15 protein-coding genes, 4 tRNA genes and 2 pseudogenes are annotated in these 16,258 nt (G+C 64.4%); 10 read left to right on the top strand and 11 right to left on the bottom strand.

Translation table 11 applies throughout. The features are described from left to right. Nucleotides 1-129: 129 nt before the first annotated feature. From CFB35_RS05400 to earP, 3 genes are all read right to left on the bottom strand, one after another. Entirely contained in the window at nt 130-1,515 is a 1,386-nt protein-coding gene (locus CFB35_RS05400) for a sigma-54 dependent transcriptional regulator (protein ID WP_059573997.1), read from the bottom strand. Between the two features lie 267 nt (nt 1,516-1,782). Continuing rightward, nucleotides 1,783-2,340: an elongation factor P gene (gene efp / locus CFB35_RS05405; RefSeq protein ID WP_059573996.1), complete on the bottom strand. Its 558-nt coding sequence runs from the start codon at nt 2,338-2,340 to the stop codon at nt 1,783-1,785. Nucleotides 2,341-2,477: 137 nt separating this feature from the next. After that, a complete protein-coding gene (gene earP / locus CFB35_RS05410) occupies nt 2,478-3,671 on the bottom strand; it encodes an elongation factor P maturation arginine rhamnosyltransferase EarP (RefSeq protein WP_059573995.1) in 1,194 nt (397 codons plus the stop codon). Between the two features lie 76 nt (nt 3,672-3,747). Between earP and uvrC the strand changes: the two genes are divergently transcribed. The 6 genes from uvrC to CFB35_RS05440 all read left to right on the top strand — a co-directional run bounded on the left by uvrC (nt 3,748) and on the right by CFB35_RS05440 (nt 7,129). Continuing rightward, a complete protein-coding gene (gene uvrC, locus CFB35_RS05415; RefSeq protein ID WP_059573994.1) occupies nt 3,748-5,781 on the top strand; it encodes an excinuclease ABC subunit UvrC in 2,034 nt (677 codons plus the stop codon). Nucleotides 5,782-5,871: 90 nt separating this feature from the next. Beyond that, the gene (gene pgsA, locus CFB35_RS05420) at nt 5,872-6,459 is read left to right on the top strand and encodes a CDP-diacylglycerol--glycerol-3-phosphate 3-phosphatidyltransferase (RefSeq protein WP_011544951.1); all 588 of its coding nucleotides are present in this window, start codon (nt 5,872-5,874) and stop codon (nt 6,457-6,459) included. A gap of 166 nt (nt 6,460-6,625) precedes the next feature. After that, nucleotides 6,626-6,701 (top strand) — tRNA-Gly (locus tag CFB35_RS05425). Nucleotides 6,702-6,754: 53 nt separating this feature from the next. Beyond that, nucleotides 6,755-6,830, top strand: a tRNA-Gly gene (locus CFB35_RS05430). A 51-nt stretch (nt 6,831-6,881) separates the two neighbouring features. Then, a tRNA-Gly gene (locus tag CFB35_RS05435) sits at nt 6,882-6,957 on the top strand. A 98-nt stretch (nt 6,958-7,055) separates the two neighbouring features. Then, nucleotides 7,056-7,129: transfer RNA gene (locus CFB35_RS05440), tRNA-Cys, on the top strand. Nucleotides 7,130-7,552: 423 nt separating this feature from the next. On the opposite strand, the gene CFB35_RS05450 is transcribed toward CFB35_RS05440, so the two are convergent. The 3 genes and pseudogenes from CFB35_RS05450 to CFB35_RS35265 form a co-directional block, all read right to left on the bottom strand. Continuing rightward, on the bottom strand, nt 7,553-8,098 hold the full coding sequence (locus tag CFB35_RS05450) for a hypothetical protein (RefSeq protein ID WP_060011455.1): 546 nt from the start codon (nt 8,096-8,098) through the stop codon (nt 7,553-7,555). 21 nt (nt 8,099-8,119) lie between these two features. After that, nucleotides 8,120-8,356 (bottom strand): annotated as a pseudogene (locus CFB35_RS05455) (hypothetical protein); the annotation flags it as partial. Nucleotides 8,357-8,365: 9 nt separating this feature from the next. Continuing rightward, nucleotides 8,366-8,467: pseudogene (locus CFB35_RS35265) on the bottom strand (PAAR domain-containing protein); the annotation flags it as partial. A 753-nt stretch (nt 8,468-9,220) separates the two neighbouring features. On the opposite strand from CFB35_RS35265, the gene CFB35_RS05460 reads away from it, so the two are divergent. Continuing rightward, a complete protein-coding gene (locus tag CFB35_RS05460; RefSeq protein WP_179231716.1) occupies nt 9,221-9,889 on the top strand; it encodes a hypothetical protein in 669 nt (222 codons plus the stop codon). 180 nt (nt 9,890-10,069) lie between these two features. Here the strand turns inward: CFB35_RS05460 and CFB35_RS34915 are convergent, their stop codons facing one another. Continuing rightward, nucleotides 10,070-10,324 carry a hypothetical protein gene (locus CFB35_RS34915; protein WP_059573992.1) on the bottom strand — a complete coding sequence of 85 codons (255 nt, stop codon included), beginning with the start codon at nt 10,322-10,324 and terminating at the stop codon, nt 10,070-10,072. A gap of 194 nt (nt 10,325-10,518) precedes the next feature. Here CFB35_RS34915 and CFB35_RS05465 point away from each other — a divergent pair, with 194 nt between their 5' ends. Continuing rightward, nucleotides 10,519-11,997, top strand: a complete 1,479-nt coding sequence (locus CFB35_RS05465; protein WP_059573991.1) for a sensor domain-containing diguanylate cyclase — start codon at nt 10,519-10,521, stop codon at nt 11,995-11,997. A gap of 153 nt (nt 11,998-12,150) precedes the next feature. Here the strand turns inward: CFB35_RS05465 and CFB35_RS05470 are convergent, their stop codons facing one another. Next, a complete protein-coding gene (locus CFB35_RS05470; protein WP_059573990.1) occupies nt 12,151-12,699 on the bottom strand; it encodes a GNAT family N-acetyltransferase in 549 nt (182 codons plus the stop codon). Nucleotides 12,700-12,749: 50 nt separating this feature from the next. Then, the gene (locus CFB35_RS05475; RefSeq protein WP_059573989.1) at nt 12,750-13,367 is read right to left on the bottom strand and encodes a helix-turn-helix domain-containing protein; all 618 of its coding nucleotides are present in this window, start codon (nt 13,365-13,367) and stop codon (nt 12,750-12,752) included. Between the two features lie 146 nt (nt 13,368-13,513). Here CFB35_RS05475 and CFB35_RS05480 point away from each other — a divergent pair, with 146 nt between their 5' ends. Together CFB35_RS05480 and map are read left to right on the top strand one after the other, a co-directional pair. After that, nucleotides 13,514-13,750, top strand: coding sequence for a ParD-like family protein (locus tag CFB35_RS05480; protein WP_059573988.1), 237 nt, complete (start codon nt 13,514-13,516; stop codon nt 13,748-13,750). After that, nucleotides 13,750-14,556: a type I methionyl aminopeptidase gene (gene map, locus CFB35_RS05485; protein ID WP_059573987.1), complete on the top strand. Its 807-nt coding sequence runs from the start codon at nt 13,750-13,752 to the stop codon at nt 14,554-14,556. Before CFB35_RS05480 ends, map begins: the two co-directional genes overlap by 1 nt. Before the next feature lie 113 nt (nt 14,557-14,669). On the opposite strand, the gene CFB35_RS05490 is transcribed toward map, so the two are convergent. Then, complete coding sequence (locus CFB35_RS05490; RefSeq protein ID WP_059573986.1) at nt 14,670-15,173, bottom strand: GAF domain-containing protein; 504 nt, start codon at nt 15,171-15,173, stop codon at nt 14,670-14,672. Nucleotides 15,174-15,287: 114 nt separating this feature from the next. Beyond that, nucleotides 15,288-16,205, bottom strand: coding sequence for a LysR family transcriptional regulator (locus tag CFB35_RS05495; protein WP_059573985.1), 918 nt, complete (start codon nt 16,203-16,205; stop codon nt 15,288-15,290). Nucleotides 16,206-16,258 lie beyond the last annotated feature (53 nt).

Raw genomic sequence — 16,258 nt, forward strand, 5'->3', positions numbered from 1 at the left:
CGAAAGGCCGCGCAGTCGCGCGGCTTTTTTACGCGTTGCGACAGCCCTGAGTCGGGCAGTCGCCGGAGCGGACTTTGATGCAACTAACGGTCAAACTCGACCAGCGCCCGCATGCAGGGGCGCGTCCGCTCAGTTCACCTTCATCCGTTGCAGCTTGTTGTACAGCGTCTTCGGGCTGATGCCGAGCAGCGTCGCCGCGCGGTGGCGCGTACCGCCGACCGCGTCGAGCGTCGCCCGGATCAGCAGATCCTCGACGTCGGACAGCGGCGTGCCGACCTTGATCTGCACGCTGCTGCCGTTCAGTGCGGCGCCAGCGGAGAAGCTGGCCTCGCCGGCGCGCAGCGTCTCGATGAAGTCGCCCGATGCGTCGTACGCGAAGCGCACGCGTTCCCGCAACTCGCGTACGTTGCCCGGCCATTCGTAGGACAGGCATTCGCGCACGAAGCCCGGCGCCGCGCGCTTGTCGGTCGTGCTGCGGCCGGTCGCGCGCGCTTCGCGGTTCAGTTCGTCGATCTGCGCATCCGCGATCGCGAGTGCGTCGCCGTCGCGTTCGCGCAGCGGCGGCATCGTGATCGACGCCGCGTCGAGGCGCAGCCACAGATCCTCGCGCAGCGTGCCGTTCGCCACCGCTTCGCGCGCCGGGCGGCGCGTGGCTGCGATCAGCCGGAAATCGCTGGTGATCGAGCTCGTGCCGCCGATCCGCATGAAGTTCTGCGAATCGAGCGCGTGCAGCAGCGCTTCCTGCAGCACGAGCGGCAGCGCGGTGATTTCGTCGAGGAACAGCGTGCCGCCGCCGGCCTGTTCGAACAGGCCGGATTCGCGGCGCTCGGCGCCGTCGAACGCGCCGCGTTCGTGGCCGAACAGCACGCTGTCGAGCGAGGCACCGTGCCGGCCGGCCTGCGCGAGCATGCGGCAGTCGAACGACACGAACGGCCCTTTGCGGCGCCGGCTCAGCTCGTGCAGCGTGCGCGCGGCCAGCTTCTTGCCGGTGCCGGCCTCGCCCGAGAACAGCACGGCCGTTTCGGTGTGGGCGTTGTGCTCGATCATGTCGTACACGTGCTGCATCGCGTCGCTGCGGCCGACCAGCGCGCCGAAGCGGCCGAGATGGCGCAGCGACGCACGCAGCGACTGCACTTCGTCGATCAGCTCGTACGGGCGGGGAATCCGCGCGAGCAGGCTGCGCAGGCGCGGAATGTTGATCGGCTTGAGCAGGTAGTCCCAGATGCCGTGGCGCAAGCCCTCGATGGCGCTCTCGACCGTCGCGTTGCCCGTCAGCACGATCACCGGCAGCGAGCCGTTCGGCTGTTGCTGCGGCAGGTGCTGGAGCAGGTCGAACCCGCTGCCGTCCGGCAGGTTCAGGTCGACGAGCACGACGTCGGGAATCGAGCGGCCGAGCGCCGTGCGCGCTTCGGCGAGCGACGTGGCCGTGTCGACCGAGAAGCCGTCCGCGGCGAGCAGCGCGGTGAGGCCTGACAGGCTGTTGGGATCGTCTTCGACAATCAGGGCGTGTGGCATGGTGGACGCGAGTCGAGTCAAGAGAGGCGGGCTGTCGGCCAGCGGACCGCAGCCGCATGTCGGATTAAAGATTGATTTTATGCCCCGCCGAACGCGTCACGCGCATTATTTCTCCGGCGCTATAAAACAGTTACCGATGATACAAATTGAATATCTTTACCGGTGGCTTTTGTGCTGCGCATGGTTGCTGCCTGCGGCAGCTGTTGGCGCCAGACAAACAAAAAGCGCCCCGAAGGGCGCTTTGTTCGACGCGGATATCGCTGGCGCTTATGCGCGGCTGCGGTATTCGTTCGTGCGCGTATCGATTTCGATCTTGTCGCCGGTGTTGCAGAACAGCGGCACTTGCAGTTCGAAGCCGGTCGCGAGCTTCGCGTTCTTCAGCACCTTGCCCGACGACGTGTCGCCCTTGACGGCCGGTTCCGTGTAGGTGATTTCGCGAACGAGGATCGTCGGCAGTTCGACCGAGATCGCCTTCTCGTTGTAGAACACGACTTCGCAAGCCATGCCGTCTTCGAGGTAGTTCAGCGCTTCGCCCATCATTTCGGCTTCGACTTCGTACTGGTTGTAGTCGGCGTCCATGAACACGTACATCGGGTCGGCGAAGTACGAGTACGTCACTTCCTTGCGGTCGAGCACGACGACGTCGAACTTGTCGTCGGCCTTGTAGACCGATTCCTGGCCCGCGTTCGTCAGCAGGTTCTTCATCTTCATCTTGACGACGGCGGCGTTACGGCCCGACTTGTTGTATTCCGTCTTTGCGATGACCCAGGCATCGTTGCCGATCTGCACGACGTTGCCTACGCGGAGTTCCTGTGCGGTTTTCATAAAAAAACTGTCCTGATCAAATCAAATAAATAAGTGCCTGAGCGGTGCACAACGGGTGAGGCGCCAAGCAGATGCGTTCCGGTGGGCGCCCAAAGCTCAAACGCGAGCGCTTTCGTGGCCAGCCGTCGGATAACCGCTTATTTTAACTGAGATTTTGCGTATTCCGCCAGTTTTCCGGCGAGATCGCCAACGGCCGCGAGCGCGTCGGCCCAGCGGGCCGCATTGGCGTCCAGGGCGGCGCGGTGTTGCCAGAAATCGGCCCAGTCCGGCGTGCCGGCGCCGTTCCACGCGTGCCAGAACCGCTCGAGCGCCGCGCGGGGCGCATCGGCGAGGCCGGCCGACAGGTGCGCGAGCGCGGCATCGAGCTTCGGCAGGTGCACGTCGTCGGCCTGCGGGTAGATGTGCCACACGAACGGCTTGCGCGCCCATTGCGCACGGACGAACGAATCCTCGCCGCGCACGAAATTCAGATCGGCGACCCACAGCAGCGGATCGTAGTCGGCCTGCGGAACGAACGCGAGCCCATGGGCGGTCAGGTTGCCGCTGCGTGCGAGCGCGCCGGCGCCGAACGATTCGGCCCCGAAAAAACGCGCGACGGCGGGCGACAGGCGCCCGGCCGGCACGAGCGCGACGACCGGCGACGGGCCGTCGCGCCACTGCGCGAGCAGTGCATCGACGGCGGGATTCTCGTAGGCGAACAGGCTGACGACCGTCGTGCCGGGCGCCGGCGGCGGGCCGCCGGTCGCGCGCCGCCACCACGCGGCGCGGGCTGCCAAATCGGCGTCGAAGGCCGTGCGGCGCGCGTCGAGGTCGCGCTCCTTCGGCACGCCGCCGGTGCCGGCCGACAGGCCCGGGAAGAAGAACGTCTTCAGCAGCGGGTAGCGCGGATGCGGCGACGGCCGCAAATGGAAATCGGCGACCCAGTCCTCGGCGCTCAGGTATTCGAGGTTGATCCACACGGGGCGCCGCGCGCGCCGTGCCATCGCCGCGAGATAGGGAGCGGGCAGCTCGCACGCGAACGCCTCGATCACGACATCGGCGATGTCCAGCGCGTCGCCGACGTCCGCATGCCAGTGCTCGATCACGATCGCGTCGACCGTCTGCCGCGCGGCGTCGGGATCGACCTGCGGCAGCAGGCGCGCGAACGTGTGCAGGTCGTCGACGAACAGGCGAACCTGCCAGCCGTGCTCGTGCGCGAGCTGGCGCGCGACGCGCCAGCACACGCCGATGTCGCCGAAGTTGTCGATCACCGTGCAGAAGAGGTCGCAGGCGATCGGTTCGCCCGGCGCGAGCGGGACGGCGCGGAGGGGGATGGCGGTGGGGCGTGGCATCGAAGCGGGCCGGTGAATGCTCTAAACTGGCGATTCTAATAGACCCGTTCCGCGTTACAAGGCGCCCGGATCACGCATGACATCCCCAGAAGCCTCCGATACTCCGTTCGAACCGAAGAAGATCCTTGCGCAGTTGCCGCACATGCCGGGTGTCTATCGCTATTACGACACGGCGGGCGCCGTCCTCTACGTCGGCAAGGCGCGCGACCTGAAAAAGCGCGTGTCGAGTTATTTCACGAAGACGCAGCTGTCGCCGCGCATCGCGATGATGGTCACGCGCATCGCGCGCATCGAGACGACCGTCACGCGCTCGGAAGCCGAGGCGCTGCTGCTCGAGAACAATCTCATCAAGGCGCTCGCGCCGCGTTACAACATCCTGTTTCGCGACGACAAGTCGTATCCGTACCTGAAGCTCACCGCGCACCGCTTTCCGCGGATGGCCTACTACCGCGGCTCGGTCGACAAGCAGAACCAGTATTTCGGGCCGTTCCCGAGCGCGTGGGCCGTGCGCGAGAGCATCCAGATCCTGCAGCGCGTGTTCCAGTTGCGCACCTGCGAGGATTCGGTCTTCAACAACCGCACGCGGCCGTGCCTGCTGCATCAGATCGGGCGGTGCACGGCGCCGTGCGTCGGCGCGATCTCCGACGAGGATTACGCGGTCGACGTGTCGAACGCCGCGCGGTTTCTGCTCGGCCGGCAGTCCGAAGTGATGAAGGAACTCGAGCAGAAAATGCACGCGTTCGCGGCCGAGCTGAAATTCGAGCAGGCGGCGGCCGTGCGCAACCAGATGAGCTCGCTCGCGACCGTGCTGCACCAGCAGGCGATCGAGGTCGGCAGCGACAGCGACGTCGACATCCTGGCGGTCGTCGCGCAGGGCGGACGCGTGTGCGTGAACCTGGCGATGGTGCGCGGCGGCCGGCATCTCGGCGACAAGGCGTATTTCCCGACGCACGTCGAAAGCGCGCTGACGCTCGCCGAAGGCGGGCTCGGTGAAGAGGCCGAGCCGGCGGAGGCGATCGACGCGCCGGCCGATGCGGTGCCCGACCAGCCCGCGCAAGAGGCCGGCGGCGCGCGTGCCACGGCGGCGGCCTCGGTCGAGGCCGAGGTGCTCGATGCGTTCATCGCGCAGCACTATCTTGGCAACCGCGTGCCGCCGGTGCTCGTCGTCAGCCATGCGCCCGCGAGCCGCGACCTGCTCGAGCTGCTGTCCGAGCAGGCTGGCCACAAGGTGTCGCTGGTGCGGCAGCCGCAGGGGCAGCGGCGCGCGTGGCTGTCGATGGCGGAGCAGAACGCGCGGATCGCGCTCATGCGGCTGCTGTCCGAACAAGGGTCGCAGCAGGCGCGCACACGCGCGCTCGCGGAGACGCTCGGCTACGACAGCGACGATCTTGCGACGCTGCGGATCGAATGCTTCGACATCAGCCACACGATGGGCGAGGCGACGCAGGCGTCGTGCGTCGTCTATCACCATCACAAGATGCAGTCGAGCGAGTACCGCCGCTACAACATCACGGGCATCACGCCGGGCGACGATTACGCGGCGATGCGGCAGGTGCTCACGCGCCGCTACGGGAAGATGGTCGAGCAGGCCGCGCAGGCGGCCGCCGCCGACGAAGCGGCCGGCATCGACGGCGAGTCGACGCGCCAGGCAGAGGCGTCGAGCCTGCTGCCGAACATCGTGCTGATCGACGGCGGCAAGGGCCAGGTCGAGATCGCGCGTCAGGTGTTCACCGAGCTTGGGCTCGATACGTCGATGCTGGTCGGCGTCGCGAAAGGCGAGGGGCGCAAGGTCGGCCTCGAGACGCTGGTGTTCGCGGACGGCCGCGCGCCGCTCGAGCTCGGCAAGGAGAGCGCCGCGCTGATGCTCGTCGCGCAGATCCGCGACGAGGCGCACCGCTTCGCGATCACCGGCATGCGGGCGAAGCGGGCGAAGGCGCGCCAGACGTCGCGGCTGGAGGAGCTCGAGGGCGTCGGCGCGAAGCGCCGGCAGCGGTTGCTCGCGCGCTTCGGCGGGTTGCGCGGCGTGGTGGCCGCGAGTGTCGAGGAACTGGCGAGCGTCGAAGGCATTTCGCACGCGCTCGCCGAGCAGATCTACAAGCAGCTTCACTGACGCGGCCGTGCGGCCGGCGGCGTTGCCAGCGTTCTTGTGGCAGGCCGGTCGACACGGCACAATTGCGAATCCTTTACTGTCCCGCATGCCATGCCGTTCAATTTCCCGATTTTCCTGACGTGGGTACGGATCGTGCTGATTCCGCTCGTCGTCGGCGTGTTCTATCTGCCGGACACGGTGATGGGCGGCGCGCACCGCAATCTCGCGGCGGCGGCGATCTTCATCCTCGCCGCGCTGACCGACTGGTTCGACGGATTCCTCGCCCGCAAGTGGAACCAGACGTCGTCGTTCGGCGCATTTCTCGACCCGGTGGCGGACAAGCTGATGGTGACGGCCGCGCTGCTGATCCTCGTGCAGATATCGCGGGTCGACGCGGCGATCGCGCTCGTGATCGTCGGTCGCGAGATCGCGATTTCGGCGCTGCGCGAATGGATGGCGCAGATCGGCGCGTCGAAGAGCGTCGCGGTGAACCAGCTCGGCAAGTTCAAGACCGCGTGCCAGATGGTCGCGATTCCGATGCTGCTGTTCTACGGGCCGCTGCCGCTCGGCGTCGTGACGATCGATACGCGCGTGTGGGGCGAGTGGCTGATGTATCTCGCGGCGGTGCTGACGATCTGGTCGATGCTGTACTACATGAAGCTCGCGTGGCCGCAGATTCGCGAGCGCGGCGGCGCGTGACCCGCGTCGCCTCTGCGCGTCTGCCTCCGCGCAGTCTCGGTGGCAGCGGTTTTTGTAAAAAGGGCTGGAAAAGCCCTTGACATACGAATGTGCCTTCGACATAATCTCGCTTCTCCGCTGCACGACGAAGTGAATGTGTGACGGAGAAGCAGTAGTGCAGCAATACGCGGGAGTAGCTCAGTTGGTAGAGCGCAACCTTGCCAAGGTTGAGGTCGCGAGTTCGAGACTCGTCTCCCGCTCCAGATTTTTTCTGGCAGCGCGTGGTACGGCGAAGCGCTACAGATGCAGGACACATGCGGGAGTAGCTCAGTTGGTAGAGCGCAACCTTGCCAAGGTTGAGGTCGCGAGTTCGAGACTCGTCTCCCGCTCCAGATTTTTCCGGCAGCGTGTGGTACGGCGAAGCGCTGCAGATGCAGGACAATGCGGGAGTAGCTCAGTTGGTAGAGCGCAACCTTGCCAAGGTTGAGGTCGCGAGTTCGAGACTCGTCTCCCGCTCCAAGTCATGGGAAGCCACGCTTCCCTTTTTATTTGATGGACTTCCGGTCCTCGAATAAAAATCTGTCGCTTGCCTCACGGCATCCGGACAGTCCGCTTTTGGCGCGATAGCAAAGCGGTTATGCAGCGGCCTGCAAAGCCGTTTAGGCCGGTTCGACTCCGGCTCGCGCCTCCAAGTAGAACGAGATAAAGCCCTGATTCGTCAGGGCTTTTCTTTTTTCTGCGGCGCTCTCGTTCTTCAAACACGCGTAACCACGCCTAAGTCGGCTCTTTGGCCGTATAGGCGAGTACACATCTGCGTATAGCGACGACGCGAGCGCGACTCTCCGGAACGTGGGAATACATCATGCGACGTTCGAAACTCCTCCCAAGGCCACTTTCCCTGACGTTTCAATCCGAGGAAGAGGGCGATGCGTATGTCGCTCGTCTTGAGCATCTGCTCGTTGCTGGCATTGTGCCAGCCGACGTAGTGCAGCAACGCGAAGCGATCGCGACGACACTGGATCTGGTGCGGGAATACCTGCGCAAGCGCGGATCGGTTCCGTCTCTTCGCAATACCGCGCCGCGTCTGCTTCGAAACACTCTCTTTGCGGCGCCATCAAATGTGCTGGTGCACTATCTTGACTCTATGCCCAAGAACCTTGCCCAGTTCGACCGCGAGGCGTGGAGCGATCAGCCAATTGGTAAAGCCGAAGCCAAGATTGCCAAATGCCCAGTCGAGCTCAAGGAAAGTCCAGTCGATGATGCGTGCCGAGCGCCGGCATGTAGGGCAGGCCAGTGTGTCGTCAGCTTCGTTCGAGAACCACGCGCCGACGGCGTCACTCCACGGCACGTCACCGAGTGAATGAGACCGACCGCAGTGAGGACAACGCACATCGTGAGGTCCCGGGCCGGAATGAAATACCGTTCGATCCGTCTTTAGCTCGACACCGCACCACACATTCCCCATGCTAATTTGCTCTGACCAAGCAGCAGCTTTCGAGCCGGGACGATAGAGGTCGCCACCACCCAGCGCATTTGCGCTTTCGGGCACGGATTGCATGATGGAATTCTCGACAAGCCATGAAATCCCTCGATCTACGAGAATCGGCACTTCATCAAGACTTGCTTCGACATCAACGACCCAAACAATATTGTCACTCATAGCGAACGTAGTGCATCCTGCTTACAGATCTGCGAATGTCGGCAGAAGATCCTGGTCGACGAGCCGAATTTCGATACGGTTGGCAACCTCGACGTATTCGGAGTTATCCACTGAAAAAGCGGCATCCGGGACGCTCACAATGATCGTCCCAGTCTGCAGCCGACCAGCTTCGGGAACGGGAATCAATTCGCGTGCTTCCGGGACTTGCTGGGCCGTGATGACCTTCGGAAGATATAGCATCCAGCCAACGCCCGGCTTGTGTCCGACGCCGGCAACGGGCTTTCCATCAATGGTCGAGGTCGCGCTGCCCTCCAGCACGCGGCCGCCATGCGTCGTCGTATCGCCGACGCAGATCATGGCTCTGGCCATATGTTCTCTCGTAGGTTTGGTTTTCGTATGAATTTACCATTTCCGGGAGAACGTCTGATCGTTGGCCACCTCGCGCTCAGTCAACTATTGTCAATCGAAGCGAGCGCCGTCGATCATGCGGCGGAGCTGGTCAAGCGCGAACGGATCGGGATAGCCGTTCTTCTTCAGCTCCAGCTCGGCCGCGCAGACCATTTTTTCCATGAGCCGCAGCGCTCGGCGGACATGCACCACTGACCTGCCGTGGATTTTTGGGCCTCGCGTGCGAGCCAGTCTGTCTGCGAAGTGCTTGACGGAGCGGGGCAATCGCATCGGGCGAGAGGATCGTCATGGTGCAGGCGAAAAGTTACTTTGGGGGCTCGCGTCGGCCCAGATCTTCTCTCGCGAAGTTCGCATTTCAGCCAAGAACCGCCATTGAAAGATAGAATTTGAGCAGCCGTACTATTTCGTTTGCGGACATTCGTGCTGAACGTGTAGGTGGCCGCTGCAGGGGCGAGTGGGCGACTTCCCCTACATCGGTACGAGCAACCTTTCCGCTAAACTCTGCGGACTAACATCTCACAAAGACGGACGCACATGGCAGGGGCCCACAAGATTACACCTTCAAACCCACGACTCTCGTCGCCGCTCGCCTTGGTCAACCAGATGATCGCGGATATGTCGCGTCAACGCTCGTTGCTTGTGCGCGCGACAGTCGGGATATTGCTTGTCGCCAGCGTGTTTTCAGGGTGTGCGCCCCTATCGGCGTCTGCGCCGATGGATCCTCAACAACGATCTGCCGCAGAGCAGCGGAATGCAAATGCGTTGTATAGCCAGAAAGTGTTGGCATATAAGCCGATGTTTGAGAATCCTGGCGGCTATGGTCGAGCGCAGATACTGGAAGCGTACGAGGCAGTGCTGCAGCAGTACTCCGCCGCAGCAATCGCTTATGCCCGCACCATTTATCCCGAGGCTCGACAGACGCTTCCACCTTCCCTGCAGCCATTGCCGACGCCGTCGGGGCCGGTCACGCTGGCGGTTGTCAATCGCGACTACGAACATGTGCTCGGAATGGACGCTGCTTTGTGGGAGATGAATATGGCGGCAAAGTTCGGGCGACCATCCAAGTTGCCGATACCGAAATACACCGGCCCTGTGCTCATCATGCCGCCTGCGCCACCGTTACCGCCCCTGCAGGATGTTCGCGATCCAAAGTTCGCGCGGCTCGTGACCATGACGAAGAAACTCGACGATGCGCAGAAGGCCGATCTGGCACGAGAGCAAGCCGCGATCGAGCAACAGTATGCCGATCAAGCCGCGTGGAGGGCTCGACACCCCACGGGGCAGTATGACCACATCGACCCGAGGACCGGACTACCGTATGCGCCTCCGCAACAGGAGACGCAGCGATGGTGCATGATGGGCGGTGGCCGGGTGCCTTGCTGAAACAGATCTGTTGGCGGTGTGCGCTTCCCAAATCGTCCATTGGGTTGATCTGGAGTACTCGCCGGTAGTAGACGTCCCATTCTAGGGGGCTGCGCCGATCATTCGCAAAGTGGCTAATTTGAGTGGCTAATCAACGTAGATCATTGAATTTGCAAGTTTCGCCACGGCCTGCAAAGCCGTTTAGGCCGGTTCGACTCCGGCTCGCGCCTCCAAGTAAGAAAAGAAAAAGCCCTGAGAAATCAGGGCTTTTTCTTTTTGTGCGCCGAGCATGGGCGCCCGCCTGCGGGTGCTAGTCCCGACATAACTGATCACCGCAAATACAGCGAAGCGAAACTGCACGAGGGTGGAAGCGTGGTGCAATGATGCGCTGATCGGCATGTGTCGCCGCACGGGCCGGCTGACCGTGGCGGGCCTCACATATTCTGTCGGGAACATGGTTTCCTCATATTATTTAATAATCTCGGAAGAGCGGGCCACCGGTACTGTTTTGTCGGCGCTTCACGTTCGATAGACTCTAGCCGTTTCCGGTTTTCGGTCAGTTTGGCGCTGCACCCGTCAATGCGTCGAGCCGATCCTGTATGCGCACTCACGCCCGGTGCGGGCGTGCACAATGAGCAGCGAGGAGATTCATGCAACCCCGGACGGCAGCCCCTTATTTCGTTGTGGCAGTCGGTGTCGTGATCGCATGCGCGCTGATGGGCCTGTGCGTGCTGCAACTGTTCCAAAGCCGCCATGACGCACTGGAGCGGGCCAGCGAAACCTCGCGCAATCTCGGCCTGATGGCCGAGCGCGACATCGAGCGCAACTTCGAACTCTACGATCTGTCCTTGCAGGCGCTGATCCATGGTCTGCAACGTCCCGACGTGATGGCAGCGGCGCCCGCGCTGCGGCGGGGCGTGTTGTTCGATCATGCAATGACGGCGCAATTCATCGGATCCCAACTGGTGCTCGATGCCGACGGAAACATCATTCTGGATTCGGCCAACGACGTGCCGCGCAAGGGCAATTTTGCCGATCGCAAGTACTTCACCGTCCATCGCGACAACCCGAACGTGGGGCTCTATGTCAGCGACCCATTCGCGTCGCGCTTGCGCGCCGGCATGCTCAGCATTGCGCTGTCGCGGCGCATATCGAATCCGGATGGCTCGTTTGCCGGTATCGCGCTGATCGCGATCAACCTCGAATATTTCCACAAGCTGTTCGCCGGATTGTCATTGGGACAACATGGCTCGATATCGCTGATCGGCAAGGACGGCATCATGATCATGCGGCAGCCGTACGACGTCCGGACCATCGGCCGCGATCTCGGCAAGGCCGCAACCTTTCAGCGCTTCCGGCGTGCACCCGATGGCTCGTTCTCGGAAACGTCGTCGATCGACGGCGTGCGCCGTCTCTACTACTTCAAGAATTTTCCGAATCTGCCACTGATCATCATGGTCGCAGAGGCGGAGCAGGACATTTATGCCGCGTGGCGCCGCCGCGCCACGACGATCGGTCTACTCGTCGCGACATTCGGCGCAGCCTTCATTGCGCTATCCGTATTTCTCAGCGCGCAGCTGCGGCGTCGGATGCGCGCTGAATCCGAGCTCGAACTGCTGGCTCGCACCGACGGGCTCACCGGCCTCAACAATCGCCGCACCTTTGGCGAGGTTCTGGACCGGGAGTGGCGCCGTGCGCGGCGAGCCCATTCCGTTTTCTCGTTGCTGTTCGTCGATGTCGATCGTTTCAAGGCCTACAACGATACCTATGGTCACCAGGCGGGGGACGATGCGCTGGCTGCAGTCGCGCGCTGCATCGGCGACAACATTCGCCGACCGATCGATACAGCGGCTCGCTACGGCGGAGAGGAATTCGTCGTGCTGCTGCCTGACACACCAGAGACGGGGGCAGCCCAGACTGCTGAACGAATACGCGCGGCGATCAACGAACTGGCGCTCGAGCACGCCGGAAGCGAATACGGGCGCGTGACCGCCAGTATCGGGTTGGCGAGTTGGGTGCCGGATCAGGACGGCGAGCCTGGAGCGATCATCAAGGCGGCCGACGAGGCGTTGTATTGCGCGAAGGCAACCGGTCGGAACAAGGTTTCCACCTTTCAGTCGTCGGTTTGACGGTGGCCTACCCGCGGAGGATTGTCGAAGTTATTTTCGTTTCGGGCCGTCGGTGACTCCGCGAAGACTTGTCATTTACGGACGAGAAAAGTCCCGCGGGGCACTTCCTTTGCCGCGTCGCGGTGGGTGCGACGGCCGCCACGCCAGGCGAGATCACCCGTCCGCCGGCTGTGCCGGCGTCTCGAGCTTCAACTGATAGAACGCCGCATCGAGCCAGCGGCCGAACTTGAATCCCGCTTCCGCGATCGTGCCTGCGTGCACGAACCCCAGCTTCGTATGCAGTGCGATGCTGCCGGCATTGGCCGCGTCGATGCAGCCCACCAGCACGTGCACCTGCGCTTCGCGTGCACGCCGGACCACTTCGCGCAGCAGCAGTTCGCCGAGCCCGCGACCGCGCTGGTCATGGCGCACGTAGACGCTGTGTTCGACCGTGTACTTGAACGCCGGAAATGCGCGGAACGTGCCCCAGCTCGCGAAGCCGAGCAGCGTGCCCGCCGCGTCGACGGCGCCGATGACCGGAAAGCCGCCCGCGCGCTTCGTCGCGAACCACGCGACCATCGCTTCCGGCGGGCGCGGCCGGTAGTCGTACAGCGCGGTCGAGTTCAGGATCGCGTCGTTCAGGATCTCGAGGATGGCCGCTGCGTGTTCGGCCTCGCTGCAATCGATCAGGCGCACGTCGTCGCGCGGTGTCGGGGAATTCATGCGGGTTCCTTCCTGTTGGCTTTAAACCGCTTGCGCACGCGATGCACGCATCACGCGCTCCGCACGGCGGCGGATGCATCGCAGATCGCGACGACATAGCGCGCGGCATGCGACGACGGATTGCTGAAGATCAGCGGCTGGTCGAGCCGCATGGCCAGACAGTCGCCTTCGTGAAGTTCGTGAAGCGTGTCGCCGAACGTGACGTCGACGCGGCCGCTGATGATCCACACCTGCTGATGCAGCGCGCTTTCGCGCCCGCCGCTGTCGTACGCGACGCGCGCGCCGGGCGGGAAATCGACTTCGACGAGCTGGAGCGGCGACGGCCAGCCGGCCGGCGACAGGTTGCGCCGCACATAGCCGGACGCCGGATCGCGCCATTCGACCTGCTGCGCGCGCCGTGCGAGCGGCTGGGCGGGCGCATCGTTCCGGTCGCCGCCGAACAGCCCGGCCAGCGATACGCCGAGGCCGGCCGCGAGCTTGTCGAGCACGACGGCGGTCGGGCTGGCCGACGCGCGTTCGATGAGCGAGATCATCGAACGGCTGACGCCGGAGCGCGCGGCGAGCGCGTCGAGCGTGTAGCCTCGAACGGTGCGCAGATCGCGCACGCGCCGGGCAATGCGTTCGTTGATGCCGGTATCGTCGGCTGCGGTGATCGCAGATTCTTGCATGATGGATTGATTTTCCAGCAAACTGGAATTCGATGTCAACGGCATTCGCCGCGGCTCGTCGAGCGAGGCGGGAGTCGAATGACTTGCCCGGGCGTCGCGTGCGGCGTAATATACGAAACAGCTACGTTTCGTTTAATTGGGGATATATGGGCATCATCAAGATTTCCGAGCACATGCATGAACGGCTGCGCTCGACGAGCACGGCGCTGAGCCGGTCGATCAACGCGCAGGCCGAACACTGGCTGCGCGTCGGGATGCTGGCGGAACTCAACCCGGCGCTGTCCTACGGCGACATCTGCAAGATGTTGATCGAAGCCGAGGCGCGGGGCGGCGACGCGAGGGCGGCGGAACCGGTCGCGCATCACATCGAGCAGGTGGCGTAATGGCGAAGCGAGAAATCCCGATCCGCGGCGCCGCGGAAATCGCGAAATCGCGCGAAGCCGCGAAGCTCGCGTCGCAGGTGCTGACGATGATCACCGAGCATGTGAAGCCGGGCGTCACAACGGACGAGCTGGACGCGCGCTGTCGCGAGTACATCGTCGACGAGCTGGGTGCGATTCCCGCGAACATCGGCTACCACGGCTATCCGAAGACGCTGTGCACGTCGGTCAACCACGTGGTCTGTCATGGCATTCCGACGTCGCGGCCGATGCGCGACGGCGACATCGTGAACCTCGACATTGCGGTGATCAAGGACGGCTGGTTCGGCGACACGAGCCGCATGTATTTCGTCGGCGAACCGAACGAACTCGCGCGGCGGCTCGTCGCGGCGACCTACGAGGCGATGCATGCCGGCATTCGCGCGGTGCGTCCGGGCGCGACGCTCGGCGACGTCGGCTACGCGATCCAGCAGGTCGCGCATCGCGAAGGGTTCAGCGTGGTGCGCGAGTATTGCGGGCACGGCATCGGCGACGTCTATCACGACGAGCCGCAGGTGCTGCACTACGGCCGCCCGGGCACCGGCGTACCGCTGCGGCCGGGGATGATCTTCACGATCGAGCCGATGCTCAACGCGGGCAAGCGCGATACGCGCGTGCTGGCCGACGGCTGGACGGTCGTCACGAAGGACCATTCGCTGTCCGCGCAGTGGGAGCACATGGTCGTGGTGACGGAAACGGGCTTCGAGGTGCTGACCGAGGATGCGACGCCGCAGGCGTTCGCCGCGTCTTCCGGCGCGCACGCAGCCTGACGCGGCCTGATGCGGCCAGCGCGCCGCATGCGGCGGCGCGGCGTTGCAATGAAACGGGCCCCTTCGCGGGGCCCGTGTCGTTCGCGGCGGCGGGCGCTGCCGCGCAGCGACGGTCAACCGCGCGCCTTCCGCCACGCGTGTTCGACGAACACGCGGCACAGCGCTTCCATTCCTTTGCGGTCTTCGTCGTCGAAGCGCGCGGCGACCGGGCTATCGACATCCCATACGCCGATCAGCGTGCCGTCGCCCGCCACCAGCGGCACGACGATTTCCGATTCCGACGCCGCATCGCACGCGATATGGCCGGGGAAGTCGTGCACGTCGCGCACGACCTGCGTCTCGCGGGTTTGCGCGGCCGTGCCGCACACGCCCTTGCCGAGGGCGATCCGCACGCACGCGGGCTTGCCCTGGAACGGCCCGACCACGAGCTCGGTGCCGTCGAAGAAGTAGAAGCCGGCCCAGTTCAGGCGATCGAGCGAGTGATAGACGAGCGCGGAGAAATTCGCCGCATTGGCGGTCAGGTCGCGTTCGGATTCGACGAGCGCGCGGGCCTGCTCGACGAGCGTCGCGTATTGATCGGCCTTGGAGGCGGTGGGGTCGTTGGACAGCGTGAACATGGCGGGAAAGCGATAGGGGTTGTCAAAAGGCGCACTGACGGCGCACTGCGCGTACCGCAGTCTACGGCACGCGCGGGCGGTCTGCAGTGCACGATGTGGTGGGACGCGGTGCGCTCAGTCGGGTTCGAGCGCGGCGAACCGCTCCGCCAGAAAGTCGAGCAGCGCCCGGACCGCGGGCAGCAGCCCGCGACGCGATGCGAACACCGCGTGCACGATCTCGCGGCGCGGCGCCCAGTCGGGCAGGACGGTCGTCAGTTCGCCGCGTGCGACTTCGTCGCGCACCATCATCGTCGGCAGCTGCACGATGCCGACGCCTGCGACGGCCGCCGCGCGCAGCGCGAGCATGCCGCCCGTCACCAGGCGCGGCTGGTGATGGATTTCCGCCTGCGCGCCGTCGGGCCCGCGCAGCCGCCACACGTGGGTGGACTGCGGCACGCCGTGATCGAGGCTCGGCAGGCGCGCGAGATCGGCGGGAACGGCCGGCACGCCGTGCTCGCGCAGCAGCGCAGGGCTCGCGACGAGACACTGGCCGCGCTCGGCGAGCACGCGCAGCGCGAGATCGCTGTCCTCGAGCGGCGGCGGACGCACGCGGATCGCGACGTCGATCCCTTCGCCGACCACGTCGACGCGCCGGTTGGTCGCTTCGAGATGGATCTCGACGCGCGGGCAGGCGGCCATGAACGCGGCGATCATCGTGCCGACCAGCGAATCGAGCAGCACGATCGGGCAACTGACGCGCACGATGCCGCGCGGCTCCTCGTGCAGCAGCGCGATCGCCTCGTCGGCGGCGTCGGCCTCGACGAGCATCGCGCGGCAATGCGCGTAATAGGTCTGGCCGACGTCGGTGACCGTGAAGCGGCGCGTCGAACGCTGGATCAGCCGCATCCCGAGCCGCGCCTCGAGCAGCGCGATGCGGCGGCTCAGCTTCGACTTCGGCATGTCCAGCGCGCGTCCGGCCGGCGCGAAGCCGCCGTGTTCGACGACCTGCACGAAGTAGTAGAGATCGTTGAGATCCCGCGCTTTATCGTTCATGAAATGGAACGCTGAGTGCGATTTCGGCAGTCTACCGGATGGATCGTTCCATC

The organism is Burkholderia sp. AU16482, assembly GCF_002223285.1.
In the GTDB taxonomy this organism is placed as follows: domain Bacteria; phylum Pseudomonadota; class Gammaproteobacteria; order Burkholderiales; family Burkholderiaceae; genus Burkholderia; species Burkholderia semiarida.

Coding starts and splice junctions, on each gene's coding strand:
- CFB35_RS05400 (WP_059573997.1), bottom strand. CDS start 1,515: ATGCCACACGCCCTGATTGTCGAAGACGATCCCAACAGCCTGTCAGGC.
- efp (WP_059573996.1), bottom strand. CDS start 2,340: ATGAAAACCGCACAGGAACTCCGCGTAGGCAACGTCGTGCAGATCGGC.
- earP (WP_059573995.1), bottom strand. CDS start 3,671: ATGCCACGCCCCACCGCCATCCCCCTCCGCGCCGTCCCGCTCGCGCCG.
- uvrC (WP_059573994.1), top strand. CDS start 3,748: ATGACATCCCCAGAAGCCTCCGATACTCCGTTCGAACCGAAGAAGATC.
- pgsA (WP_011544951.1), top strand. CDS start 5,872: ATGCCGTTCAATTTCCCGATTTTCCTGACGTGGGTACGGATCGTGCTG.
- CFB35_RS05450 (WP_060011455.1), bottom strand. CDS start 8,098: ATGAGTGACAATATTGTTTGGGTCGTTGATGTCGAAGCAAGTCTTGAT.
- CFB35_RS05460 (WP_179231716.1), top strand. CDS start 9,221: ATGGATCCTCAACAACGATCTGCCGCAGAGCAGCGGAATGCAAATGCG.
- CFB35_RS34915 (WP_059573992.1), bottom strand. CDS start 10,324: ATGTTCCCGACAGAATATGTGAGGCCCGCCACGGTCAGCCGGCCCGTG.
- CFB35_RS05465 (WP_059573991.1), top strand. CDS start 10,519: ATGCAACCCCGGACGGCAGCCCCTTATTTCGTTGTGGCAGTCGGTGTC.
- CFB35_RS05470 (WP_059573990.1), bottom strand. CDS start 12,699: ATGAATTCCCCGACACCGCGCGACGACGTGCGCCTGATCGATTGCAGC.
- CFB35_RS05475 (WP_059573989.1), bottom strand. CDS start 13,367: ATGCAAGAATCTGCGATCACCGCAGCCGACGATACCGGCATCAACGAA.
- CFB35_RS05480 (WP_059573988.1), top strand. CDS start 13,514: ATGGGCATCATCAAGATTTCCGAGCACATGCATGAACGGCTGCGCTCG.
- map (WP_059573987.1), top strand. CDS start 13,750: ATGGCGAAGCGAGAAATCCCGATCCGCGGCGCCGCGGAAATCGCGAAA.
- CFB35_RS05490 (WP_059573986.1), bottom strand. CDS start 15,173: ATGTTCACGCTGTCCAACGACCCCACCGCCTCCAAGGCCGATCAATAC.
- CFB35_RS05495 (WP_059573985.1), bottom strand. CDS start 16,205: ATGAACGATAAAGCGCGGGATCTCAACGATCTCTACTACTTCGTGCAG.